Source organism: Caulifigura coniformis (assembly GCF_007745175.1).
Taxonomy (GTDB): domain Bacteria; phylum Planctomycetota; class Planctomycetia; order Planctomycetales; family Planctomycetaceae; genus Caulifigura; species Caulifigura coniformis.
Genome location: NZ_CP036271.1, coordinates 4,060,175 through 4,084,958, shown reverse-complemented (window position 1 = coordinate 4,084,958; position 24,784 = coordinate 4,060,175). Strand labels below are relative to the sequence as shown.

At 63.6% G+C, this 24,784-nt stretch carries 19 protein-coding genes; 15 read left to right on the top strand and 4 right to left on the bottom strand.

From position 1 onward, the window contains the following. Nucleotides 1-182: 182 nt before the first annotated feature. Nucleotides 183-983, top strand: a complete 801-nt coding sequence (locus Pan44_RS16485) for an SDR family oxidoreductase (RefSeq protein WP_145031105.1) — start codon at nucleotides 183-185, stop codon at nucleotides 981-983. A 58-nt stretch (nucleotides 984-1,041) separates the two neighbouring features. Here Pan44_RS16485 and Pan44_RS16480 read toward each other — a convergent pair whose 3' ends face one another. Beyond that, the gene (locus Pan44_RS16480) at nucleotides 1,042-2,046 is read right to left on the bottom strand and encodes an NAD-dependent epimerase/dehydratase family protein (protein WP_145031104.1); all 1,005 of its coding nucleotides are present in this window, start codon (nucleotides 2,044-2,046) and stop codon (nucleotides 1,042-1,044) included. 97 nt (nucleotides 2,047-2,143) lie between these two features. On the opposite strand from Pan44_RS16480, the gene Pan44_RS16475 reads away from it, so the two are divergent. Both Pan44_RS16475 and Pan44_RS16470 read left to right on the top strand, forming a co-directional pair. Beyond that, nucleotides 2,144-3,445 (top strand): sensor histidine kinase, encoded by a 1,302-nt coding sequence (locus Pan44_RS16475; protein ID WP_145031103.1) that lies wholly within the window; start codon nucleotides 2,144-2,146, stop codon nucleotides 3,443-3,445. Nucleotides 3,446-3,759: 314 nt separating this feature from the next. Beyond that, a complete protein-coding gene (locus Pan44_RS16470) occupies nucleotides 3,760-5,718 on the top strand; it encodes a TolC family protein (RefSeq protein WP_197453388.1) in 1,959 nt (652 codons plus the stop codon). Between the two features lie 38 nt (nucleotides 5,719-5,756). Here the strand turns inward: Pan44_RS16470 and Pan44_RS16465 are convergent, their stop codons facing one another. Both Pan44_RS16465 and Pan44_RS16460 read right to left on the bottom strand, forming a co-directional pair. Beyond that, entirely contained in the window at nucleotides 5,757-6,734 is a 978-nt protein-coding gene (locus tag Pan44_RS16465) for a C-terminal binding protein (protein WP_231754076.1), read from the bottom strand. Nucleotides 6,735-6,758: 24 nt separating this feature from the next. Then, complete coding sequence (locus Pan44_RS16460; RefSeq protein ID WP_145031101.1) at nucleotides 6,759-8,771, bottom strand: M28 family peptidase; 2,013 nt, start codon at nucleotides 8,769-8,771, stop codon at nucleotides 6,759-6,761. 243 nt (nucleotides 8,772-9,014) lie between these two features. On the opposite strand from Pan44_RS16460, the gene Pan44_RS16455 reads away from it, so the two are divergent. The 12 genes from Pan44_RS16455 to Pan44_RS16400 all read left to right on the top strand — a co-directional run bounded on the left by Pan44_RS16455 (nucleotide 9,015) and on the right by Pan44_RS16400 (nucleotide 23,339). Beyond that, nucleotides 9,015-9,890 (top strand): rhomboid family intramembrane serine protease, encoded by an 876-nt coding sequence (locus Pan44_RS16455; protein ID WP_145031100.1) that lies wholly within the window; start codon nucleotides 9,015-9,017, stop codon nucleotides 9,888-9,890. A 426-nt stretch (nucleotides 9,891-10,316) separates the two neighbouring features. Then, nucleotides 10,317-11,714 (top strand): threonine synthase, encoded by a 1,398-nt coding sequence (gene thrC, locus Pan44_RS16450; protein WP_145031099.1) that lies wholly within the window; start codon nucleotides 10,317-10,319, stop codon nucleotides 11,712-11,714. Between the two features lie 329 nt (nucleotides 11,715-12,043). Continuing rightward, entirely contained in the window at nucleotides 12,044-12,706 is a 663-nt protein-coding gene (locus tag Pan44_RS16445) for a hypothetical protein (protein ID WP_145031098.1), read from the top strand. A 279-nt stretch (nucleotides 12,707-12,985) separates the two neighbouring features. After that, entirely contained in the window at nucleotides 12,986-14,485 is a 1,500-nt protein-coding gene (locus Pan44_RS16440; protein WP_145031097.1) for a hypothetical protein, read from the top strand. Nucleotides 14,486-14,537: 52 nt separating this feature from the next. After that, complete coding sequence (locus tag Pan44_RS16435) at nucleotides 14,538-15,512, top strand: amidohydrolase family protein (protein WP_197453387.1); 975 nt, start codon at nucleotides 14,538-14,540, stop codon at nucleotides 15,510-15,512. Between the two features lie 94 nt (nucleotides 15,513-15,606). After that, nucleotides 15,607-16,443, top strand: coding sequence for a pyrroline-5-carboxylate reductase (proC, locus tag Pan44_RS16430; protein ID WP_145031095.1), 837 nt, complete (start codon nucleotides 15,607-15,609; stop codon nucleotides 16,441-16,443). 192 nt (nucleotides 16,444-16,635) lie between these two features. Then, nucleotides 16,636-17,805 (top strand): ABC transporter substrate-binding protein, encoded by a 1,170-nt coding sequence (locus Pan44_RS16425; protein ID WP_145031094.1) that lies wholly within the window; start codon nucleotides 16,636-16,638, stop codon nucleotides 17,803-17,805. A gap of 27 nt (nucleotides 17,806-17,832) precedes the next feature. Beyond that, nucleotides 17,833-18,834: a branched-chain amino acid ABC transporter permease gene (locus Pan44_RS16420; protein WP_145031093.1), complete on the top strand. Its 1,002-nt coding sequence runs from the start codon at nucleotides 17,833-17,835 to the stop codon at nucleotides 18,832-18,834. Then, nucleotides 18,831-19,949, top strand: a complete 1,119-nt coding sequence (locus Pan44_RS16415) for a branched-chain amino acid ABC transporter permease (RefSeq protein WP_197453386.1) — start codon at nucleotides 18,831-18,833, stop codon at nucleotides 19,947-19,949. The genes Pan44_RS16420 and Pan44_RS16415 overlap by 4 nt, the downstream gene beginning before the upstream one ends. Continuing rightward, nucleotides 19,946-20,767 (top strand): ABC transporter ATP-binding protein, encoded by an 822-nt coding sequence (locus Pan44_RS16410; RefSeq protein WP_145031092.1) that lies wholly within the window; start codon nucleotides 19,946-19,948, stop codon nucleotides 20,765-20,767. The genes Pan44_RS16415 and Pan44_RS16410 overlap by 4 nt, the downstream gene beginning before the upstream one ends. Then, complete coding sequence (locus Pan44_RS16405; protein WP_145031091.1) at nucleotides 20,757-21,476, top strand: ABC transporter ATP-binding protein; 720 nt, start codon at nucleotides 20,757-20,759, stop codon at nucleotides 21,474-21,476. The genes Pan44_RS16410 and Pan44_RS16405 overlap by 11 nt, the downstream gene beginning before the upstream one ends. A gap of 39 nt (nucleotides 21,477-21,515) precedes the next feature. Then, nucleotides 21,516-23,339, top strand: coding sequence for a S1C family serine protease (locus Pan44_RS16400; RefSeq protein WP_145031090.1), 1,824 nt, complete (start codon nucleotides 21,516-21,518; stop codon nucleotides 23,337-23,339). Nucleotides 23,340-23,519: 180 nt separating this feature from the next. Here Pan44_RS16400 and Pan44_RS16395 read toward each other — a convergent pair whose 3' ends face one another. Beyond that, the gene (locus Pan44_RS16395; protein ID WP_145031089.1) at nucleotides 23,520-24,722 is read right to left on the bottom strand and encodes a response regulator; all 1,203 of its coding nucleotides are present in this window, start codon (nucleotides 24,720-24,722) and stop codon (nucleotides 23,520-23,522) included. Nucleotides 24,723-24,784: the final 62 nt, after the last annotated feature.

The window sequence follows — 24,784 nt, the reverse complement described above, 5'->3', positions numbered from 1 at the left end:
CGAACAGCGTCCGTCATCGTCCGCAACACGGAGCTCGCGCTGCCCCGGCATTTCCTTTTCGCCACTTCAGCAAAAGTCATTGACCGATATCCAGTTGCGATTCACATTACGCCCCAGATGCCCATGGGGGTCGTGCGCACACCACGGAGCTGGAATCGAAGCACATTGGCAAAAGGACTGCCATGCAGGTCGCAGGGAAAGTCATCGTCGTCACGGGAGGAGCGAACGGCATCGGCCGCGCTCTCTGCGAGCGATTCGTCCACGACGGGGCGAAGTCCGTCATCGTTGCCGACCTCGACTTCGAACTGGCCTCCTCGGCAGCCCATGAACTTGGCGACCCGGCCTCGGCGATCGGCTGCAATGTGGCCATCGAAGACCAGGTCCGCGAACTGGTCACGTTGACTCTCGCTCAGCACGGCCGGATCGACCTCTTCTGCTCGAACGCCGGAGTTACGGTCAAAGGGACCGAATGTACCCCGGATCACGACTGGCAGCGCTTGTGGGACGTGAACGTGATGTCCCATGTCTACGCCGCCCGCGCCGTGCTCCCGTCCATGCTCGAGCGCGGAGAAGGCTACCTGCTGCAAACCTCGTCGGCCGCGGGCATCCTCACCGAAGTCGGTTCAGCGGCCTACTCCGTCACGAAGCACGCCGCCGTCTCGTTCGCCGAGTGGCTATCGATCAAGTATCGCCGCCGCGGAATCCGCGTCAGCTGCCTCTGCCCGGCCGGTGTCCAGACACAGTTTCTGAACGACGAAGACACGATCCACCAGTTCCTGGCAACCAGCGCCGTCACGCCCGAAGACGTCGCCGAATGCGTCGTCCAGGGACTTCTCGAGGAACGCTTCCTCCTGCTGCCGCACCATCAGGTGCAGGAGTTCTTCGCCTTCAAAGGAGAAGACTACGACCGCTGGCTCCATAACTTCTCGAGAATCGCCCAGAAGCTCGAACGGATGGAACAGAAGTCAAAAAAACCAGAATGACCCATCGGCGGGATCTCACCCACCAAGCCCCTCCGAAGAATTCCGCGAGTCCCGACTCCTACCCCCCTCCCGCCCACCGTCGAAGATCCGGCGTCGTCCGCCGAAGCCCCTCCTCAGCGCTGACCACTGGTCCATACCCGAAATCTCGGGCAGCAGCGTCGATCCGGTACCAGTGGGACGAGCTCAGCTGAGACGCCAGGAATCGGGTCATGATCGGCTCGTTCTTCGAACGCATCAGCCGCGCGACCGCTTCGAGCCCGGCGCCCGCCATCCACGCCACTGAAGTCGGAACCTTCCCGCGCACCGGCGGCAGCCCGGCGGCCGCCAGCAGTTGGTTCACCCAGGCCCACAGCACCACGGGCTCCGGCTCGTTGATGAAATACGCCTTCCCGGCGCACGCGCGCCCCTCCGACAGCGCGCTCGCCGCCAGCAGGTGCGCATGCGCCGTGTTCTCCACGTACGACATCGACACCTTGTTCCGCCCGTCGCCAACCTGCCGCAGCCGCCCCAGACGGGCCCTCTGGATCAGGCGGGGCAGGAGGTGATTGTCGCGCGGTCCCCAGATGAGATGCGGACGCAGGGCGATCGTCCGCAGCCCCGCAGAGCCGTTGGCCGCAAGAACGGCCTGTTCTGCGAGCGCCTTCGACTTCGGGTAGTGCGCGGAAAAGTGATCCGGAAAGGGGAGGGACTCGTCCGCCCCCTCGTGTGGCCGCCCGTCATAAACCACGCTCGGTGAACTGGTGTAAACCAGCCGCGCGACCCCGGAGGCCACGCATCCGGCGATCACGTTCTGCGTGCCGACTACGTTCGTCTCGTAATACAGAGACCACGGCCCCCAGATTCCCGGCACGGCAGCCGTGTGGAAAACGGTGTCCACCCCCTGGCACGCGTCGGCCACTCGACCGGCGTCCCGCAGGTCGCCCGCCAGGCTGACGACGCCTTGTGCCTCGAGTTCCGGGAATCGTCGCCGTGAATAGACACGGACCTTCGCCCCCGCCGCCAGCAGTTGCTCGACGACGTAGCGGCCCAGGAAACCGCCCCCGCCGGTGACCAGTGCATTCATCGGCCGGCCGCCCGGCCGCGCCGATTGCAGACATTCCCGCAGGAATCAGGGATGATCGTCGACATTCGTCCGCTTGCGGTCCGTTTTCAGCAATTCCATGTTCTCAATCAACGCCGCTTCCATCCCCGAAGGTCTCGCCCAGCGGCTTCCGGCCGAGGCGATCACGATTCGAATCCGGTGGTTCGGATTGGCGGTAGGGTATGTCTTCGTCAACGTCCTCGCGAGTCCTCCCCACCAGGCGCAGCTCAACGCGATCCTCGCCCTCGGCGCCATTTACGCCGTCCTCGACACCTTCTGGGGCGCTCGCGGCAAAGCGTTCCTCGGCGAGGCGCCACTCTTCATTTCGCTGATGGAAGCCGGCTTCATCGGAACCCTCTGCTGGTTCGACAAGGGGATCGACAGTCCCTTCCGCTTCTACTACTTCCTCTCGCTCCTCGTCTGCGCGATCCGGTACGCGCCGGCAATCACCTATACAACCTGCCTCTTCCATGCCGTCAGCTACAGCGTGCTGGCCTACTACCACGCGCAGACGCAGGGAGACGAACTCAACTCCTTTCTGCTGATGCTCGTTTTCATGGGCTGGGCGACATGGGCCAGCATCTCGCTCACGGGGCTGCTCAAGGATGCCGGCGGACGCCTCTCGGAATTGAACCGCGAGCTCCAGCAGAACCAGACCGAACTTGAAGAACGCATCGCCCAGCGATCGCGGCAGCTGCAGGAATCGCAGGCCATGCTCGTGCAGCAGGAAAAACAGGCGGCGTTCGGTCTGCTCGCCGCCGGAATCGCCCACGAAGTCGGCAATCCGCTGGCCGCCATCAGCTCCATCGTCCAGTTGATGAACCGCAAGAAGCTCGAGCCCGAAATGCACGAGCGGCTGGGCCTCATCGATGAACAGCTGCGGCGGATCCAGGGAATTCTTCGGGAACTCGTCGACTTCTCGCGTCCCGTCGTCAAGGCCCCCGGTCTGTGCGACGTCCATGCGGTCATCCAGTCCGCGCTCGACGTCGCCAAGTACTACAAGCGCATGAAGGGCAAAACCGTTGTCACGAATTTCGACGCCTCCCCCGCCCAGGTCCGCGTCGTCCGCGACCGTCTTCAGCAGGTCTTCCTGAACCTGATCCTCAACGCGCTCGACGCGACGGAGGAGGGGGGCGAGCTGCAGATCGCGACTCGTTCGTCCGAGGGCTCGGTCCAGGTCGATGTCGTCGACAACGGATCGGGCATCCCTGCGATCATGCAGGAGAAGCTCTTCGAGGCTTATGTCACCACCAAGGAAACGGGCACGGGCCTCGGCCTGTTCGTCTGCCGCAGCCTGATGCAGGAGGCGCGTGGGCGGATCACCCTGGTCGAGTCCGGGCCGGGCCGCACGGTATTCCGCGTCGAAATCCCCGTCGCCTGAGGCTGCCCCCTTCGGCAGATCTTTCCGGTCGCTCCCGTGCGACTGGGCGAACTGGGTCGGGATGTCCGCTTTTAACGAAAATGTCGGCCGCACTGCGCGCTGGCGCGTCGATGTTCCGCCCCGGAAAACCGATACAGGTGATACCGCAGGAACCATCGGAGTTCCCGCGCCATGTCGCGGCGTCAAGTTAAAGACCCCAGCTTCACAAGTCGGCACGGAGTGCCGATCGGGGCGAGAACGCAGGAGGGGGCCACTGGATGCGTTGTCAGGGCGATGAACATTCGAGATCGAGCGACCGATCCGCGCGGGGGGTAGTGCGCCCTCAGCCGGCCCGTCGCGTCGTGATCGTCGCCCTGTGCGTCTCCCTGCAGCTCCTCTATTCCTGCAAGTATCCCGCCCCGGTGAAGAAGCACTTCCTGGGCGACCCGGCTCCCGCCGAGTACATCGCCGATTCCACCAGGATCGCCCACGCCGAAGTCTTCGATCCCGGCGTCGCCGTCTCCGAATATGCGATGGAGCCCCATCGCCTTCGCGGCACGCGCGTCGACGACGTGTGGGACCTCACCCTCACCGAAGCCGTCCACATCGCCCTCAAGAACAGCCGCATTATCCGGCAGAGCGGGGCCTTCCTGTCGCCGGGCAATCCCCTCTTCAGCAATCCTGATTTCATGCCCACCACGCTCGATCCTGCCATCCAGGAGACGGGGGTCCTCTACGGTCAGCGCGGAGTCGAAGCGGCCCTCTCCGAATTCGATGCCCAGTTCACCACCTCGATGACCTGGGGCACGAACCGCACGATCCAGAACAACCTGTTCACCTCGGGAGGCCTGCAGCCGGGCGACACGCTTGATGAAGACACCGCCAACTTCAGCTCAGGCCTCCAGAAACGGCTGGCCAACGGCGCTCAGGTCGGCGTGGTCCATTCGTGGGACTATAGCGCCAACAACACCTCCGCCCGCCTGTTCCCCTCCGTCTACACAGGTCTCCTCCGCGCCGAGTATCGCCAGCCCCTGCTGGCCGGCGGGGGAGTGGAGTTCACCCGCATCGCCGGCCCCGTCTCCACCAACATCCAGGGCGTCACGGGTGTCCAGCAGGGCGTCATCATCTCGCGAATCAATAACGACATCGCCGTCGCCGACTTCGAGCAGTCGATCCACGACTTCATCCGCGACGTCGAGACTCTCTACTGGCAGCTCAGCCTCGCCTACCGTGCGCTCGATGTCGAAGAACGGCTCCTCACGGAAACCGCACAGGCCTGGACGATCGTGGAGAACCGCACCAGGGTCGAAGGCCCCGGAGGCGGCGGCGTCGAAAACGCCGAAGCCCGCGACCTCTGCTTCGAAACCGAGGCCCGACTGCTCGCCGCTCGCGACAACATGTATTCCACCGAAGCCCAGCTTCGCCGACTGCTCGGTCTCCCCATCAGCGACGGCCGCATCATCCGGCCGGCCGATGAACCGATCTCGGCCGAAATCCTCCCCGACTGGGCCAACTGCCTCCGCGACGCTCTCGCTCGCCGGCCCGAAATCCGGCGGCAGAAATGGGTCGTGAAAAGCCTGTCGCTCCAGCTCCTCGCCGCCGACAACCTCACCATGCCGCGGCTTGATCTCGTCGGCGGCTATCAGCTCAACGGATTCGGAAACAACCTGCTCGGTCCCACCAATGGCGGTGCGCCGGGTCAGAATCTCGGCAACGCCTACGACAACCTGCTCCAGGGCGATCGCGACGGCTGGAATGTCGGCGTCGAGTTCTCCGTCCCCGTCGGTCGGCGATTCGCCCTCGCCCAGGTCCGCAACCTGGAACTCCGGAAAGCCAAGGCGACGATGCTCCTGGAAGAGCAGGAGAAGGAAATCTCGCACGAGGTCGCCGCGGCCTTCCGCGCCCTCGACCGCACGTACCTCACCGCCCAGAACTCGTACAACCGCTGGATCACCTCCCTCGAACGGGCCGAGTCGCTCGACCGGCAGTACCAGGCCGATTCCCGCCGCACGCAGCTCGAATCGGTCCTCCGCGCCAAGGACATGCAGGCCCGCGCCGAAGTCCAGTACATCCAGTCGCTCATCGAATACAACACCTCGCTCCTCGAACTGCACTATCGCACCGGCCGCGTGCTGGAAATGAACCACATTTCCCTCCACGAAGGCCCGTGGCAGGCCGATGCCTATCGGCAGGCGAATGAGAAGTACGAAGCGCGGCAGTACGCGAAGGACGCCTACTTCAAGTCGGCCGAGCCCGAGCCAGTGACCACGTCATCGTCTCCCGCAGGGAATTGATCTCGCGTCTCGCTGAGTGGAAGTGACTCAACCTGAGGTCACGGTCCGTCGCCGACGCGAAGGCCATTCACCACGTGCGGCGGAGTTCTTCCTTCGAGCACATCCGCAATCTGCCGCGCCACCCGTTCCCGAAGCTCGACAAGCGATTCCTCCGAAACAAACGCCGCATGAGGAGTCGCGATCACGCGCTCGTTCCGCAGCAGCGGCTGGCTCACGTCCGGTGGCTCAGGGTCGAAGACATCCAGTCCCGCACCGGCCACCTGGCCCGATTCAAGGGCCTCCTGCAGGGCGGATTGGTCGATCAGCCCCCCGCGCGACGTATTGACGAGAAAGACCCCTCTCCGGCATCGCGCCAGCGTCCCCCGGTTCACGAGGTGCCGCGTCTCCGGCGTCAGCGGGGCGTGAATCGAAATCAGGTCGCTCTCCGCGAGCAATTCATCGAGCGAAACCATCCGGCAGCCCGTTCCGTAGTCGTTCCCGCTCGCCGACGCGGCAATCACCCGCAGCCCGAACCCCTTCGCCCGCTGAAAAACCGCTCGCGCCGTCTTGCCGAAACCGATCAGCCCCAGCGTCCTGCCCGAGAGACGGTGCATCGGCGCGCCGGCCTTCAGGTCATACTCCCCCGTCTTGATCCGGTGATGAAAGAAGCCGACGTTGCGCACGCTCGCAAGGAGCAGTGCCATCGCATGATCGGCCACTTCCTCGACGCAGTAGTCAGGCACGTTCGTCACCAGCATGCCCCGCGCGGTCGCGCTGGCGACGTCGATATTATCGAGGCCGATCCCCATGCGGGCGATATGGCGGCAACGCGCGGCCGCATTGATGACGGCCGATGTCACTTTCGCCCAGCACGTCGCGATCGCGTCGACGTCGCTCGCCTGTTCCGCCAACGTCGACTCCCTGCCGTTCGGCGCCGCGATCACGCTCACGCCATGCGGTTTCAGGATCGCGCTTTCGATCGCGACGTCTCCCCACGGGGCGTCGGTGATCAACACTTTCCGTTCATCGGCCATCATGCGCCTGCATCGGTCGGGCTCGCGCTACTCACGGGAGGCGGCGAGCGTCACCTTCAATGTGAGTTCCATCCCGCCGCGTTTCACGACGACGTCAATCTGCTGACCCGCGGAGAACTTCCGTAGCACCAGGTCGAAGTCTTCCAGCCCGGTGATCATCTCGTCCCCCAGCTTGACGATCAGGTCTCCCCCTTTCAGCCCCCCCTTTTCTGCAGGGCTGCCAGCACTCACGCCGCTGATCGCGTAGCCCTTTTCAGCAGTTCCAAAGTCGGGAACGCTGCCGAAATAGGGACGGCTTCCGGTGCGTTCAAGCGCCGCGCGCCCGGCCACCTGCACGTACGTCGGACGGGCCGTGGACGTGGCCGCCCAATCGATCAACTGCTCCGTGAATCGCACGACGCGTTCCATTCCTTCGTAGTTGATCAACGGCCAGTCGTCATTCGGCCGGTGGTACTCCATGTGCGTTCCCGTAAACAGGTGCAGCACCGGAATCTGTTTCGCATAGAACGAAGAGTGATCGCTCGGGCCGAAGCCCTCGGGCTTCTTGATGATCTGCAGCGAGTACTCGCCGGCCGCCTTGTCGATCACGGAATTCCACTCCTTCGACGTGTCGGTCCCGAACACCGTCAGTTTGTCGTCCTTCAGCCGACCGACCATGTCGAGGTTGATCATCGCAACCGTCGACTCCAGCGGAAAAGCAGGGGTTCGGACGTACGCTGCCGATCCCAGCAGGCCGCGCTCTTCGCCGGTGAAAGCAATGAATACGATCCGCCGGCGGGAAGGGGAGTCCAGGCGTTTGACCCGCCTCGCCAGTTCCAGCAGCGATACCGTTCCGGAGGCGTTGTCGTCAGCCCCGTTGTGAATGTCCCGCGATCCGACCTGCAGCGATCCGTCTCCGCCATATCCCAGGTGGTCATAGTGGGCGCCGACGACCACCGTCTCGTTCGCCAGCGATCCCTTGCCCGGCGACACGCCGATGACGTTCTTCACCGACGCCATCTTCATGTCGACGCTGGCGGTGATCTCCGCAGTCCAGTTCGTGAGCGGAGCGCTCGCCGGCTTCCCCGTCTCATCGATCTGCTTTTCGATGTCCGCCAGGCGCTTCCCGAGCGTCGCAAACACCACACCATCGATCACCGCCCGCTTCACCTGCAGGACCGGGATCGCTCCCGTCGAAGGAGTGCCATTGCTTCCAAACTTGTCGAGCGGATCGCTGTCATGAGCCGCGATCTGCTCATTCAGCCGCTTCAGGTGCGTCATGGCGTCCGTCAGGGTCTTTCGTTCGGTCGTCTGTGAACTGTCGCTTTCGCTGGCGAACGGCTCGGCCGCCGCCACGATCGCATCCTTGGCCTTGCCGAGTTTCTCCTGCAGATCGGCCCGTGCGGACTCCCCCGTATATCCGTCGTTCACCAGCACGACCGCGGCCGCGCCTCGCCGCTGGGCATTGCTCAGCTTGGTCTTCAACGCGGCGACGCGCGCCGAGCGCGAATGCGGCCCGCCGAACAAGCCGTCATGCCGGTCCTGCTGCGGCGTCCGCCTCAGCATGACGACCGTCTTCCCCTTCACGTCGAGTCCCTCGAAGTCGTCGTATGGCGGATCCTTCGACTCGATTCCATATCCCGCGAACACCAGCGGGGCAGCGGTCTCACCGGAGCCGCTGATCGACATCGGCCGGAAATCGGTATCCAGCGTCTGGATCTTTCTCGCGCCGTCCGGGCCCGTCAGCACGAGTTCGTTGGGACTTCCCAGTTCCACCTTGTCGAGCACTTCGAACGTCTGGAACGCGCCGTCGTCGACCGCGTTCATTTCCAGCCCCGCCGCGGCGAATTCACGACGCACATAGTCGGCCGCCAGATCGAGACCGTGCGTTCCGATTCCGCGCCCTTCGTATTCGTCGGAGGCGATCGTCTGAAGGTCCTGTTTCAGTCGCCCGATGGCCGATGCATCCTCGGCCACCACCAAAAGGGGCGTGCAGGCCGCAATCGCCAAAGCAAGGACCAGGCGGCATGCCCGGCCGGAAAACCCATCTGCGAAGGTCATTGGCAATGCAATCGTCGATCGGGAAAGCGGAGACTCCGTCGCCAGCCCGCTGCTCCGCCGGCAGCTCGGCGTCGTGGGAACTCGGCCAGTCTGCCGGGGCGGAATGCCTGCGGTCGTGCGACGAAAAGTGACAAGCTTCGGGCTGATTCTAGGTCGCTTGCGCGCGTTTCACTATCTTGTCTCTTTTCCGCTGCGCAGTTCCGATGGACTCTGGCAGCGGAAGATCACCCGGAATCCGATTTCATGCGTCGTCTCGGTCTCCTGACAAGCAAAGCCGCTGCAGATCAGTTTGCACACCACCTCGAGTCTCTGGGCCTCGAGGCCCGCCGCGACCAGACGGCCGCCGGAACGGAATTCTGGCTGTACGACGAAGATCGAGTCGAAGAGATCCGGAAGGTTCTCGAGCGCTATGAGCGCGGCGAGTTCGTCCCGATCGACATCCCGCCGCCGGCCCCCACTCCTGAGGTCGCCGCACCGCGGACCACGACGCCGACCGCGCCGCGTCGCCCTTCGCGGCTCGCAACATTTTCGCCCGAGCCCTGGACAGTCCTCATCTGTGTCCTGTCCATCGCGGCCACCCTACTGACCGGCTTCTTCCACGTCCCCACGCAGTTCTCCCGAGCACTCGCGATCATTCCGCTCAACGTCAGCGCCGAAGGAGCCTCATGGTCGCCGGCCGACGACAACCCGCTCCTCTGGGTCTCCCGTGGAGAAGTCTGGCGTCTGTTCACGCCCGCGCTGATTCACGGCCACATCCTGCACATCATCTTCAACCTGCAATGGTTCTACGTCTGCGCGAGCGTCGTCGAGCGCATCCGGGGAACATGGCGGCTCGCCGGGCTGACGATCCTCAGCGCCGGCGCATCCAATCTCGCCCAGTACGCCTGGGCCGGCCCCATGTTCTGTGGCCTCTCCGGCGTGGGCTACGCCCTCTACGGCTATGTCTGGATGAAATCGCTTCTCCAGCCCGAAACCCGTTTTCACGTCCCCCGGTCACTCCACATCATGTTCTGGGTCTGGACTCTGATCTGTTTTTCCGGGCTGCTTCCCATCGCCAATGGCGCGCACGCGACCGGGCTCGCCGTCGGCATCCTGTACGGTCTTGTCACGTTCCTGTGACGGAACCGCTTTCGTTTCAGGGACATCAAGCCCGCCGGACAATGTCCGCTCTCCACTGCAGTTCCGTGCGCAATCCCGCACGGTCTGGTGGAGGGAAGGATGAGCACGATCAGGGCAAGCCCGTTTCACACCCGGTTCCAGCCGGCCGGTCCTCAACGGCAAGCCCGGAATCATTGCGCCCGTCCACCCACGGATTGCCCAGGGAAAACAGGACCTGAGGGACAGCCCACAGGTCGTCGCGCCCTTCTTGCTCCGTCGCGGTTCCCGCCGTCGATTTCGCCCCTCTGAGGCAACGGAATTCGATGACCGCGCCCCTCATTTGATTTTCCCGTGTCCAGGGGCATGTCCTCCGACGGCAGTCGCTATCATGCAGTCCTGCCGACGACGACCGGCCAGTTGACTTTTTGTGAACAGATTCGCGAACCAATGCCAGCGCTTTCCGACATCGCTTTCCAGACCAGCATCTCGCCTGATTGCGCCGAAACCTTCGACGTTTCGCAGGTTCTGTCGACCTGTCCCACCTCCCACGATCTCCTCGACGTGGAGTACGACTGGAACCGCGTCCCCGTTCCGGCCTCGCTCAACGAATTCGAAAAACGCTGGGCCAACCGCCACAACCCCCTCGATTTCAGCGGGGTCTGGCGCTTCCGCGAACTCTTCCCGTTCGCCCCTGACGACCAGATCGTCACCATCGGGGAAGGGCAGACGATCCTCCAGCAGTCGGATGCGATCGGAAAGTATGTCGGCCTGAAGCACGGCCTGCTCCACCTCCAGTACGAGGGGCTCAACCCGTCCGGCAGCTTCAAAGACAACGGCATGACCGCCGCGTCCACGCACGCCCGGATGGTCGGAGCGAAGGTCGCCGCCTGTGCCTCCACTGGAAACACCAGCGCCTCGCTGGCGATCTATGCCGGCGTTTCCGGGCTGTTCAAGGTCCTCGTCTTCGTCGGCAGCGGCAAGATCGCCTACGGCAAGCTCTCCCAGGCCCTCGACTACGGGGCCATGACGCTCCAGATCAAGGGAGACTTTGACGATGCGCTGAAACAGGTGCGTGACGTCTGCCAGCAGGCCGGCATCTACCTTTGCAACAGCGTGAACCCGTTCCGCCTCGAAGGGCAGAAGTCAATCATCTTCCGCATTCTGGAAGGCCTCCGCTGGGAAGTGCCGGACTGGATCGTGGTCCCCGGCGGCAACCTCGGAAACGCCAGCGCCTTCGGCAAGGCCCTCATCGAGCTCAAGCACCTCGGGCTCATCAGCGAGCTCCCGCGGCTCGCCGTCATCAACGCCGCCGGCGCAAATACGCTCTACGAGCTCTACGACCGTCGCGGGCTCCGCTGGAACGGTGGCCGGCCCGACCAGACTCTGATGGATGCCTTCTACACCGATATGGACGCCCGGAACCGCCGGGCCAATACACTCGCCAGCGCGATCGAGATCAACCGGCCGGTGAACCTGAAGAAATGCCTGCGGGCCCTCGATGCCTGCCAGGGAGTCGTCCGTGAAATCGCCGACGGGGACATCCTCGATGCCAAGGCGATCATCGGCGCGGGCGGCTTTGGCTGCGAGCCGGCGAGCGCCGCCAGCGTCGCCGGGGCGAAGCTCCTTCGCCAGCAGGGAGTGATCGGCGCCAGCGACCGCGTCGTCTGCATTCTCACCGGGCATCAGCTCAAGGACCCGGATGCCACCGTCGGCTACCACGCCGTCGAAGAGTCGCCGAAGCTGGTGGAGAAGGGGGTCACCCGCCGAGTCTTCCAGAACTCTCCGGTTGTCGTCGAAAACGACTTCGACCGCATCATGGAAGTCGTCCGTCGGATGTCATCCTGAATCGGCAGCTTCCGCCGGTTGTGCAAGGCAAATCCCAGCGCAGGATCGATAGCGAATTGTCGTTTCCTTCCGTAAGTCGTCGTGCGCCGTTGTAATTTCGGCACGCGTTTCACGGCTCAATTCATCGCTGTGACGGCGCGAGTCATCAAGCCGATTCGAACGCGGTCGTCTGGGTGGCCGCAGGGTTTACGCAGCTTGTCCAGCCGGGCTCTCAACAGGCACTTCATCGTTTCGGCACGCGCTTCGCGATTCCTCGTTTCGTCAACAGTCAACTTCGACTGCACAGAACGATGAGTTCCCCAGCGCCCTCGCGGTGAAAGAGAGATCCAATGAACGTGACCCGCCTGACCACCCTGTGTGCGGCTGCCGCCGCGATGATTTCCTTGAACGCCCCGACCGCTCAGGCCCAGGGCCTGTTCGGCGGCTACAACCAGAGCTACCCGGTCTACACCGCTCCGGCTTACACCCAGCCCTGTGCCACCGGCAACTGCGGCGTCCGGAGCTATACGACCAACTACGGCGTGAGCCCTTGTGCGACCGGCAATTGCCCGACGACTCCTTACACCGCCAGCTACCCGACCGCGACCTGCCCGACTGGAACCTGCCCGACAGGGCAGTGCATCCACGGCGCTCAGTCATCGCAGTGCCGCACGATCTGCGGCCCCAACGGCTGCCAGACGATTTGCCCCACGGGCGGCATGCAGTGCGGCCCGAACGGCTGTGTCCCGGCTGTCGGTTACAGCAACACGAACTACCGTCCGGCCACAGCTTCCACGCTTCCCAGCCTGAATCTTGACCAGGCCCCGGCCTGGAACACCAACAACGGCTTCAACGGGAACATGAACACCGGCTTCAATGGAGCGTCCAGCTTCGGCCAGGTCGCCCCGAACCGCACCTTCGGAGGCCAGAACTTCCAAATGATGAACACCGGATATGCTCCTGCCGGCATGGAGACCAACATCGCGAACGACCCGATGGTCCGCCTGAACTAACGGTCCCACCGGTCACAATCTCCCCCATCAATGACGCCCGGCTCGAAAGAGACCGGGCGTTATTCATTGGTGGAGGCCATGCCGGGAACCTACGACTGGCGTCGTCGTCGTTCCCGCCGGGAAACCCGCAAATCCTGCCTCAATTTCCCAGCCTACGATTGTCCCGCACGGCGAACGTGCGACACTGGCGGCAATTCACCGACGGGCGGAGCCCCCGCGGGACACTTTGATTCGCGACCGGGATGGAGGGCCGCCCGACGTCGCTTGCGGAAAGCCGGCATGAAGGTTCATCAGTTTCTCGATCACTACGGAATTACGGAAAACCCGTTCGCACAGGAAGATGCGCAATCGGACAAGGTCTTTCGTGAACACTGCCTGACGGGCACGTACCACCCCGCCTGGGACAAGGTCTACGGCGACCCCGCCACCCCGTCGACCGCCGTCGTCTTCGGAGAGCAGGGGAGCGGCAAGACCGCCATGCGGCTGCAGCTCACCGGCCGGCTCGATCAATACAACCAGAAGAATCCGACCGCCCGGGCGTTCATCGTCGAGTACGACGACTTCAACCCGTTCCTCGACAACTTTCGCGAACGGCTCAACGGACGCCGCCGGCGCCCCGAGAAGGCGTTGCAGTCGTGGCGTCTGCTGGACCACATGGACGCGATCCTCTCACTGGCAGTGACCCGCCTCGCGGATGCCTTGAGGAAGGAAGGACAGGACGGCGGTCCCGACTCGATGGCGATCAGCCCCGACGCCGTCGCCGCGCTCACCCGGCCGCAGAAGCGGGACATCCTGCTCCTGGCCGCCTGTTACGACGCGAGCCGTGAGATCGGCGCGAAGCGACGATGGGTTGCCCTCAAGAAGAAGTTGCGGTTCGGAACCTGGAAGACCTGGTGGGATCGCATTCTGGGTCTGGCCGTCACCGCGGGCGTCGTCGCCGGCTTCTATAGGTTCAGCGACCTCGTCACGATGTTGTCCACCTGGTGGGCCTGGGTGATTGTGGCCGCAGGGTGGACGCCGTTCCTGCTGCACCAGATGTGGGTGCTCTGGAAGTCCTGGCGCATCACGCGGCAGGTCCGGGTCGTCGATCTTCAGGTGCTCGCCGTCCGCCGCATCCTGTCGTTCTTCGAACGATCGGAAATCATCGGTCAGCCGTTGCCGGCCAGTAATCGGGGCGACGATCGCTACGAACTGCTCACGAAACTGCAGGGTGTCTTGCGGACGCTCGGATTCACGAGCATCGTGGTGCTCGTCGACCGGGTTGACGAACCGCACCTGGTGAATGGTTCTCCGGAACGGATGCGGGACCTCCTGTGGCCCGTGTTCGACAACAAGTTCCTGAAGCATCCGGGGATCGCCTTCAAGCTCCTGCTTCCGTCGGCCGTTGTGGGATACCTCAACCGCCAGGAGAAGGAATTCTATGAGCGATCACGACTCGACAAGCAAAACCTGATTCCGGCCCTCACGTGGACGGGGCAGGGGCTGTTCGACATCGCCAACGATCGGGTGCGGGCCTGCGCCCGTCTCGCCGAGAAGAAGCCCGGAGTTCGCGACCTCTTTGACCCGACGATCACCGACGCCGAACTGATCGCCCTGTTCGATCGGCTCCGTGCACCGCGGCATCTCTTCAAATTCATGTACCGGCTGCTCGTGGATCACTGCAGCAAGTACACCGAGGATGCGCCCGAGTGGAAGATCAAGCGCGAAACGCTCCAGGCGTCGCTCGCGCTCTTCATGCGCGACCTCGATGCCTACGACAACAAGCGCGGCGTCGGGTGAGTTTCGATACGATGCGCCGCCTGTGACTTCCGTCCTGCGCCGGGATGTTTCCATGGGCATTCGCCGCCGAGAATTCCTCACGACTTCCACTGCCGTCCTCTGGGCTCTCGGGCACGCCGCCCGCGCAGCCGATCCCGTCGGCCCGCAGCTCATCGTGGATACCCACCAGCACCTGTGGGTCCGCGACCAGATCGATCCCCCCTGGGTCGGCGGCGCGGCGGGAATCCTGCGGCTGTCCTACGGCCCGGCCGAGTACCGCGAAGCCACTCGAGGTCTCAACGTGCGGTCCATCTACATGGAGATCGCTGCGGCCGAGGCCGATCTTGATCGCGAAGCCGAGACAGCAATCGCCTGGTGCGGCGCGAAGAACTCGACGATGGTCGGGGCGATCATCGGAGGCCGGCCTTCTTCGGACGCCTTTGGGGACTACATCGCCCGTCATGCCGCGTCGAAGTCCGTGCAGGGCGTGCGACAGGTCCTGCATGCCGGCACACCTCCGGGAACCTGCCTCGATCCGAAGTTTGTCGCGGGAATGCGGGTGCTGGGGGAACGGGGACTGACGTTCGACCTGTGCATGCGACCGGGAGAATTGCTGGACGGTGCGAAACTCGCCGCGCAGTGCCCGGAGACGCGATTCGTGATCGATCACTGCGGGAACGCCGATCCCAAGGCGTTTCTCAAGGGAGATGTCGCCGGAAAGCCATCGCATTCGGCGGACGACTGGAAGCGAGCGATGGAACGGCTCGCAGCGCTCCCCAATACAGTCTGCAAGATTTCCGGGCTCGTCGCCCGCGCTCCCCTGGTCTGGGATGCAGAGGTTCTGGCCCCCGTGATCAATCATTGCCTGGAAGTCTTCGGCCCTGACCGGGTGATCTTCGGTTCGGATTGGCCGGTCTGCCTGACGCGGGCAACTCTCCAGCAATGGGTCGCAGCCCTGCGCGAGATCATTTCGAGCCGTCCCGCGGCGGACCAGGAGAAGCTGTGGTCCGGGAACGCCCTCCGCATGTACAAGTTAAGCATCACCTGAGAACCACCGGGTGGCACTGGCTCCGCCAGTGCAAAGCAGGCCTAACAGCCCCCAGACATTTCGAGTCATCAGTTCTTCCAGCGATCAGGTTGTCATGTCCGCAGTGGAAACAGTTCGAGTTGGCTTTATCGGCTGCGGACGGATGGCGACCGCCATTGCACAGGGGCTCATCCGGGCCGGTTTCGTCAGCGAGTCGCACGTCACTGGAAGCGATCCGTCGGCGTCAATGCGCGACGCATTCACCAACGCGACCGGATCTCCGGTCGTCGCCGAGAATCGGGTCGTCGTCAGCGGCAGCGACGTGATCGTCCTCGCGGTCAAGCCGCAGCACATGGCGTCGGTCCTGAACGAGATTTCCGGCAGTGTTGAAGCAAGACACCTGATTGTGTCGGTAGCGGCCGGCGTCCCCCTGGCGATGATCTCCGCCGCCTTCCGTGCGGGCACGCGTGTCATTCGGGTGATGCCCAACACTCCCTGCCTGGTTGGGGCAGGGGCCACCGCCTTTGCAAGGGGCCCCAAGGCGACCGAGGCCGACGCCACTCTGGTCGAACGCCTCTTTTCGACCATCGGGATCGCGATCGAAGTCCCCGAGCCGCTCCTGGACGCCGTGACCGGCCTCTCGGGCAGCGGCCCGGCCTACGTCTTCCAGGTGATCGAGGCCCTCAGTGATGGGGGGGTCCGCTGCGGCCTCCCGCGCAACATCTCCACCAGGCTCGCCGCCCAGACCGTCCTCGGCGCCGCCAAGATGGTCCTGGACACCGGCGAACACCCAGGTTCGCTCAAAGATGGTGTCACCAGCCCGGGAGGAACGACCATCGCCGGCCTCCATCAACTGGAGCGCGGCGCCCTGCGCGGAACGCTGATGAACGCGGTCGAGGCGGCGACGACGCGTTCGCAGGAACTGGGACGCGCCGCAAACCCCGGAAAATAGCTTTCCCGATGGCGTCGGCTCTCGCGCGGGCATCCCCGGCCAGCAGCCATCGTGCGCGATTTCTGGCAGAACTTGCGCAGACTGAGCACGGAGAGTCACTGGAGACTCATTACCCCCTCCGTTATGTTGGCGCATCGCTCACGATTCCGGCTTTCGATCCGTCCTTAAATCCGTCTTTACATCCGGATACCGATGCCTCTGCGACTCCTGTCGTTCGCCTGGCTGGCCTGCCTGGCGTTATTTCCGTTCGTCGTCGGGTGCAAGCCCGGGGGCACGACGGTCGAGAACCCTTCTTCAGAAATTCTCATCGGACACTACGCGTCGCTCACGGGCCCTGAAGCGACGTTCGGGAAGTCGACGGACAACGGCGTCAAGCTGGCGGTCGACGAGATCAACGCGGCCGGCGGGTTCAAAGGCCGAAAAATCAAGCTGATCACCTACGACGACAAAAGCGACGCCCGCGAAGTGAACCAGGCCGTCACCCGCCTTGTCACCAGCGACAAGGTCGTCGCCGTGATTGGCGAAGTCGCCTCCAGCCTGTCCCTCGTGGCTGGACCGATCTGTCAGGAATATGGGGTTCCGATGATCAGTCCGTCATCGACGAACACCAAGGTGACCGCCGTCGGGGACATGGTGTCGCGGGTCTGCTTCATCGATCCGTTCCAGGCCTACGTGTGTGCGAAGTTCGCCCGTGAGAACGAACGGGTGAAAGCCTCGAAGGCGGCCATCCTGTTTGCCCAGGACCAGACCTACTCCGTGCAGCTGCGTGAGGAATTCGAGAAGTGGTTCACGCAGATGGGCGGCGTCATCACCTCGGTGCAGACGCACATCAAAGGGGACCAGGATTTCAGCGCCCAGCTGACGGCGATCCGCGCCACAAATCCTGATGTGATCTTCATTCCCGGTTACTACACCGACGTCGGAAACATCGCCGTCCAGGCGCGCAATCTCAACATCACGGTCCCGCTGCTCGGCGGCGACGGCTGGGATTCTGACAAGCTCCCCGAAATCGCCGGAAAAGCGATCGATGGCTGTTACTACTCCAACCACTACTCGCCGGAAGATCCCAGTCCCCGGGTGCAGGAGTTCCTCACGAAGTACAAGAAGGAGTTCGGGGCGACGCCCGATGGCCTCGCCGCTCTCGGCTACGACGCGGCCCGCATTCTTTTCGAGGCGATGGAACGCTCACCCGACCTGAAGGGTGAGAACCTGGCCAAGGCGATCGCCGAGACAAAAGACTTTGATGGCGTGACCGGCAAGATCACGATCGACGCTCAGCGAAACGCCGTGAAACCGGCCGTCATTCTCGAAATGAAAGATGGCCAGCGGAAATATGTGACGACCATCGAACCAATCCGTTGAATCTGGTTCCAGGGCATCACCCGCGGCATGGCTGATTTCGTTCAAACTCTCGTCACCTCGCTGTCTGTCGGCAGCCTGTATGCGCTGATCGCGCTGGGCTACACGATGGTCTACGGCATCCTGCGCTTCATCAACTTCGCCCATGGCGACATCGTTGTTCTCGGCGCCTGGACGAGCTTCACGTTCGCCACGCTCATGCGCAAGCATGTCCTCTCCGGCCCGGAGATCCCGTGGTGGCTGGGGCCCGTTGTGCTCGTCGCGTCCATGATCGTCTGCGGCGGCGTAGGCTATCTGATCGAACGCTTCGCCTATCGCCCCCTCAGGACCGGCAAGATCCCGCTGTTGTCGCGATTCCTTCCCGCACGGCGGGTTCGACCTGGTTCCGGGATTAACGTCCTGATCACCGCCATCGGCGTTTCGCTTCTGCTCCAGAACGTCGGGCAGCTCAAGTTTGTGTTCGGTGCCAGTCCGCAGCGGATGCCCGACCTGATTCCCTATTACGAAGTCCTGAAACTCACGTTTGCGGGAGATCCGCCACAATCTGTCGTGATTGGACTCGTCGACGTCATCATCCTCTGCGCTTCGGCGGTCCTGATGCTTGTCCTGGAAGGCGTCGTCTTCCGGACGAAGCTCGGAACAGCCATGCGGGCGGTCTCATTCAACACGGAAACAGCCGCCCTGATGGGCATCCCGGTGGATCGCGTGATTTCCGCCACGTTTGTCGCCGGCTCGATGCTCGCGGCAGCGGCCGGATTCCTGATCGCGATGAAGTACCCGGGATTGAACCAACCCGCTCACACGATCTGGGTGCTGCTGGGACTCAAGGCCTTCGTCGCGGCGGTCATCGGAGGCATCGGCAATATTCGCGGCGCCATGCTCGGCGGTTTCATCATCGCTTTCGTCGAGCAGTTCGGGTCGTACTACGTGTCCTCGGCCTACCGGGATGTTTATGTCTTCGTGCTGCTCATCCTGATTCTGCTGGTCAAGCCGAACGGAATCCTGGGCAAGGCCGTGCGGGAGAAAGTGTGACCGCTCTCGATTCCACCACGCCACTCCTGCGTGGCCCGTCCACAGAACCGCAGTCGACCGGATACTCGCTGCTGAAAAGTGCGGGGCCGCTGGTCGCCGCGCTGGCGTTCGCCTTCGTGATGTACTGGCTTCAGACCAGCGTTCTCGACCGCTTTCCCGCCGCTGTCGCGATGAACGCGGGCATCGCCATGATGCTGGCGCTGTCGCTGAGCATCGTGAACGGCATGACGGGCCAGTTCTCGATCGGACATGCCGGCTTCATGGCGCTCGGCGGCTACTCCGCCGGAATGATCACCTACTACGGCTCGATGCTGATCTGGGACTCCACCGCCCGGCAGGGTGGGGCGTTCGGCGCCGGCAGCTTCTTCTTTGCGGCCGCCTGCCTGTTCGGCGGCCTGGTCGCCGCGGCGGCCGGATACGTCGTTGGCCTCCCGTCCCTCCGTCTCAGGGGAGACTATCTCGCCATCGTGACGCTCGGCTTCGGCGAAATCCTGCGGGTGTTGCTGCAGCAGACGAATCCCACACTGGACTCCCTCGACGCGGTCCGCAACGCAAAGTGGAGTCAGTTGATCCCGGCGCCCGTCGGCGGCGCGGAAGGCTTCTTCGGCCTCCCGCGTTATACCAATCTGTTCTGGATCGGGCTGTTTCTCGCCCTGACGGTCATCATCGCCTACCGGCTGAAGGTCTCCGGAATCGGCCGCGCGATGATTGCGGTCCGTGAGGACGAGATCGCGGCTTACGCCATGGGCGTCAACGTGACCCGTGTGAAAGTGCGCAGCTTCATCATCGCCGCGGGCCTCGCCGGAGTGGCCGGAGGATTGTTCGCCCACCAGTTCAAGCTGGAACCGGGCAACGCCGGATTTCAGCTCTCGTTCGAGTACATCATCATGACGGTCCTCGGAGGTCAGGGGTCGATCACCGGCGTCCTCACGGCAGCGGCAACCCTCAGCGTCGTCCAGGAATACCTGCGTGCCTTCGATGAGTATCGACTCATCATCTACTCGCTGCTGCTGATCGTCATGATGCTGCTCCGTCCGCAGGGGCTCTTTGGCAACTGGGAAATCTGGCATCTGTGGTCGGGAAAAAGCCGCGCGGCGGGAGGGAAAGGCCTGTGAGCTCCCCGTCATCGACCGCGCGTCAATCGACCTCCACTTCGGCCGAACCTCTCCTCGAGGCCCGCGGCCTCAGCTTGTCCTTCGGCGGGCTGAAAGCCGTCTCCGAGTTCTCTCTGTCGCTGCCGCGGCGCGGGCTGTATGGACTGATCGGCCCCAACGGCGCCGGCAAGACGACCATCTTCAATATCCTCACCGGCGTCTATAAGCCCGATTGCGGCGAACTCAACCTGAACTCGCGGAACCTGGTCGGCTGCCGCCCCCATATCATCACGGCGAGCGGCATCGCGCGAACGTTCCAGAACATCCGGTTGTTCGGAGAACTGAGCGTCCTCGACAACGTGCGGCTCGGTGCCCAGTTGCGGCACCCGCTCGGGGTTTTCCGCACACTGCTGCGGGGCAGGGGCTTCTTCAGGTGCGAAGCCAGCCTCACCGAACGCGCCTTCCAGGTGCTCGACCTACTTGGCCTGTCGGACTCCGCCGACGCTCCCGCCACCTCGCTCAGCTATGGCCACCAGCGCCGCCTGGAAATCGCCCGGGCGCTCGCCACGGCTCCGCAGGTTCTGCTCCTCGACGAACCCGCCGCCGGCATGAATTCCAAGGAGAAGATGGCGCTCGCGGAAACCATCCGCCGCCTCCCCGACGAATTCGACGTCTCCATCCTGCTCATCGATCACGACATGGGACTCGTGATGGGAGTCTGCGATCAGATCACGGTCGTCGATCACGGCGTCGTGATCGCGCATGGTCCGCCGGCCCTGATCCAGAACGACCAGCGCGTCATCGGGGCCTACCTCGGAGAGCCGACCGATGACGACTGAAACGCCGCTCCTCGCAGTGAAAGACCTGGAGGTCGGCTATGGCGCCATCCAGGCGCTCCGCGGGATCTCCCTCGAAGTCCGCCAGGGAGAAATCGTGACCTTGATCGGCGCGAACGGCGCCGGCAAGACGACAACGCTTCGAGCCATCTCCGGGATGCTTCGACCGCGGTCCGGCCAGGTCTCCTACGACGGGCGTTCCGTCATTGGAGTCCGCCCCCATTTGATGGTCGGCCGCCGCCTGATCCACGTGCCCGAAGGACGCGGGATCTTCCTCAACCTGACCGTCGAAGAGAATCTGCGACTTGGAGCCTACACGCGGACTGACGACTACACGGACGACCTGAACCGCGTTTACGAACTCTTCCCGCGCGTGAAAGAGCGTCTGAAGCAGACCGCCGGCACGATGTCGGGGGGAGAACAGCAGATGCTCGCCATCGGACGGGCGTTGCTCGCCCGTCCCCGACTCCTGTTGCTCGACGAGCCCTCGCTCGGGCTGGCGCCGAAGATCGTCCAGACCATTTTCTCCGTCATCCGCGAGATCAATCAGTCCGGAACGACCATCCTCCTCATCGAACAGAACGCCCGCATGGCCCTGCAGTCGGCACATCGCGCCTATGTTCTCGAGGCGGGAAAGATCATTATGGACGGGGATGCCCGCGAACTGGTGGCCAGCGACGAAGTCCGGAAGGCCTATCTCGGAGCTCACTGAGTCGTGAGGCCGACGGGCATCGCTGGAGGGAGCCTGAAGATGCGTCGCCCGATTCGTTCCGCCCTGATTCGTTCCGCTCATCCCGCCCGTCTGCGGGCGGCGGCCTGCCTGGCGGCCGCCAGCCTCCTGTTGTTCCCGTGCGTCCGAGCCCAGGCCGTCGAGCCACAGGTCCTCGAAGAACAGGCGCGCCGAATCGACGTCATCCAGAAAATGGCCCCCTCGGTCGTTGCCATCTTTGCCAAAGACGGCAACGGCGGTGGGTCAGGCGTCGTCGTCTCGCCCGATGGCTATGTCGTCACCAACTTCCACGTGGTGATGGGGCAGGGCAGTTTCCTGAAGTGCGGCCTGAACGACGGCAAGCTCTACGACTCGGTTCTCGTCGGCGTCGACCCGACCGGAGACGTCGCCGTCATCAAGCTCGTCGGACGCAGTGATTTTCCCGCCGCGACCATCGGCGACAGCGAAACGGTCCGCGTCGGCGACGGCGCTTACGCCGTCGGGAACCCGTTCCTCCTCGCGGCCGATTTTCAGCCGACGGTCACCTACGGCATGGTCAGCGGCATCCATCGTTACCAGTTCCCTTCGGAAACCTTTCTGGAATACACCGACTGCATTCAGGTCGACACCTCGATCAATCCGGGCAACTCGGGCGGTCCGCTGTTCAACGAAAAGGCCGAACTGATCGGGATCAACGGGCGGATCTCCGTCGAGAAGCGGGGGCGTAAGAATGTCGGAGCCGGTTATGCGATCTCAATCAACCAGGTGATGAACTTTCTGGATCACCTGAAAAGCGGACGGATCGTCGACCACGCGACGCTGGGCGCCGTCGTCGCCACGAATAACGATGGCACGGTCACGGTCACCAACATTCTCGAGAACTCCGAGGCCTATCGCCGCGGCCTGCAGGTCGGCGATGAACTCGTATCCTTCGCCGGCCGCCCCATCCACACGGCCAACGAGTTCAAGAACGTCCTTGGCATCTATCCCGATGGCTGGAAGCTGCCGCTGACGTATCGCCGCCGCGACAAGGAAGAGAGAATCCTGGTCCGGCTGCGAAGGCTTCATCGAGCTTCTGAACTCGAACTCGCTGGCCTTGAGGAGAAGAAGCCCCGGGAAAAACCGGAACCCGAGAAGCCGCCGGCCGATCCGAAGAAGCAGCACAACCGCGACGGTGACCCCAACCCCGATCCGAAGAAACGCAGCGGCGGGCAGCCGCCGCAATTCCCTGACGAAGTCACCAGGCTTTTTGAAGAGCGGGACGGATACGCGAACTTCTACTTCAACCGCGTGGCACAGGATCGGTTGCTGGAAGTCCTTCAGGGTTGGGGGCCTTACTCCGATTCGAAGGGAGCATGGCAACTGACCGGGCAGCTCGACCCGCGAACTCCGGTTCAGATCAAGCTCGGCGACGAAGCAATCGCCATGCGGATCGGCGACAAGACGATCGGCCAGCCGTTGAACCAGGACCTCACGGATCTCCCGGCCGGAAGCGGCGGCTGGCTCCCTGCCATGCACTCTCTGCGTCAGATCCTCACCCGGCAGGGCGAGGCCTTCAGCGACCTCTACTATGTCGGGAGCGAGCCCCTTGACGGAACCGGCCCGCGCGTCGATGTGCTCGAGGCCCTGCGGGGTGAATCGACCTGCCGATGGTACTTCGACCAGAAATCGAAGCTCTGCGTCGGCATGGACTATCGCCGCCAGGAAGACGTCGACGAGTGCGAAATGCGGTTTGCTGAGCTGCGCGAATTCGGGCCGCTTCGATTCCCTTCCGTCATCGAAGTGCGGCACGCCGGTCAGCCGGTGGGCGCCTTCCAGGTCGACTCGCTGCAGGTGAGCGGCGCACCGAAGACGGCCGCAAAGTAATAGCCCGGGCCGATCGCATCAGAATCTGCAGGGCCCCGCAAACAAAGACCGCGACGGTGACGGGTGTGGCAACGTCCCCCCTTTGGCGTTGCCGACGCCCGTACCGTCGCGGCCGTTGGACCGTTTCCTTTGCCGGCGGTGACGCGTTTCACCGGTAAGGAGTGCGATCCTCGCCCCCCATTACTTCGAGCTGAGGAAGCTGAACAGCCGCCGTTTCGGCTTCTCAGCGGCCTCCCCGGCCTCCCCGGAACCTCCCGATGTGGTTGAATCGAGCTGAGCGGCTAGAGCCTCGACCGACTTCGTCAGCTTGCTGCGCGGCGCCTGCATGATCAGCGGAACGCCGTTGTTGCGCGACTCGATCATCGTCGCGTACTCGTTCGGCAGCTGCCAGTAAACTTCACGCCCGATCGTTTCCAGCGCCTTGCTCAGGCTGATCTGAGAGTCGCCCAGGCCGACGCGATTCACCAGCACCTTCAGGTTCTGGCTCAGCTCGCGCTCGTCCAGGAATTGCAGGAGCCGGACCACATTCCGCAGGCAGGGGAGGTCGAGCTGCGTCACCAGCAGTGTCACATCTGAGACCTGGATCGCCCCGAGGTCGAGCGGTGAAAACGCCTTGCTCAGATCGATGATCAGGTGCGAGAAGGTCGCCCTGAGCAGTGCGATCACGCGCTGCAGCTGCTCCGCGTTGATCGGCGGATGCTCTTCCATGTGGATCGGGCGCGGCAGCAGGAAGGCGCCGCTGGCGTGCTGCGACAGAGACCGCTTGAGCAGCGAGTAGTCGAGCCGCGTAATGTTCTCGGCGACGTCCTGGATCGTGTAATCGGGAATGATGTCCAGCCAGACGTCCGAGTCCCCAAGCGCCAGGTCGAGGTCGATGATCGCGACACTGTTCGCCTTGTTCTGCGCGAGGATGCAGCCCAGGTTGATCGCCAGTGACGTGCAGCCGATGCCTCCGCTCGCTCCGCACACCGAGATCACGCGGCTGCCGCGGGTCTTGTCCCGCTTGCCGCCACTCGAGTGCAGGCGGTCGAGGGCCGCCATGAAGTCATCCAGCTTCAGCGGCGAGTTCAAGAACTCCTTGGCCCCCATCCGCATCGCCTGCAGGATCAGGCTTCCTTCCTGCGAACTCGAAAGCACGAACACCGCGCACGTGGGAAGTTCCTGCGTGATCTGGGCGAGAAGACCGAGCCCCTTCTGCGAATCGTTGTCCAGGTTGATGAGCGCAATGTCCGGCTGAGTCTGCTGGACGATGTCGCTGAAGAAGTCGTATCGCGAGCACTCCGCCTCGAGCCACACCGTGTCGATCCCCAGGAGGAGGTTCTTGACGGAATTGCGCGAGGAGTCGAGAGGATCGACAAGTGCCAGGCGGACGACGTTATTCATGTTCCAGGGCGACCGAGTGAGGGTGAGCGGGGTCGGACGCTGTTGGAGAAAACCAGGTGGGC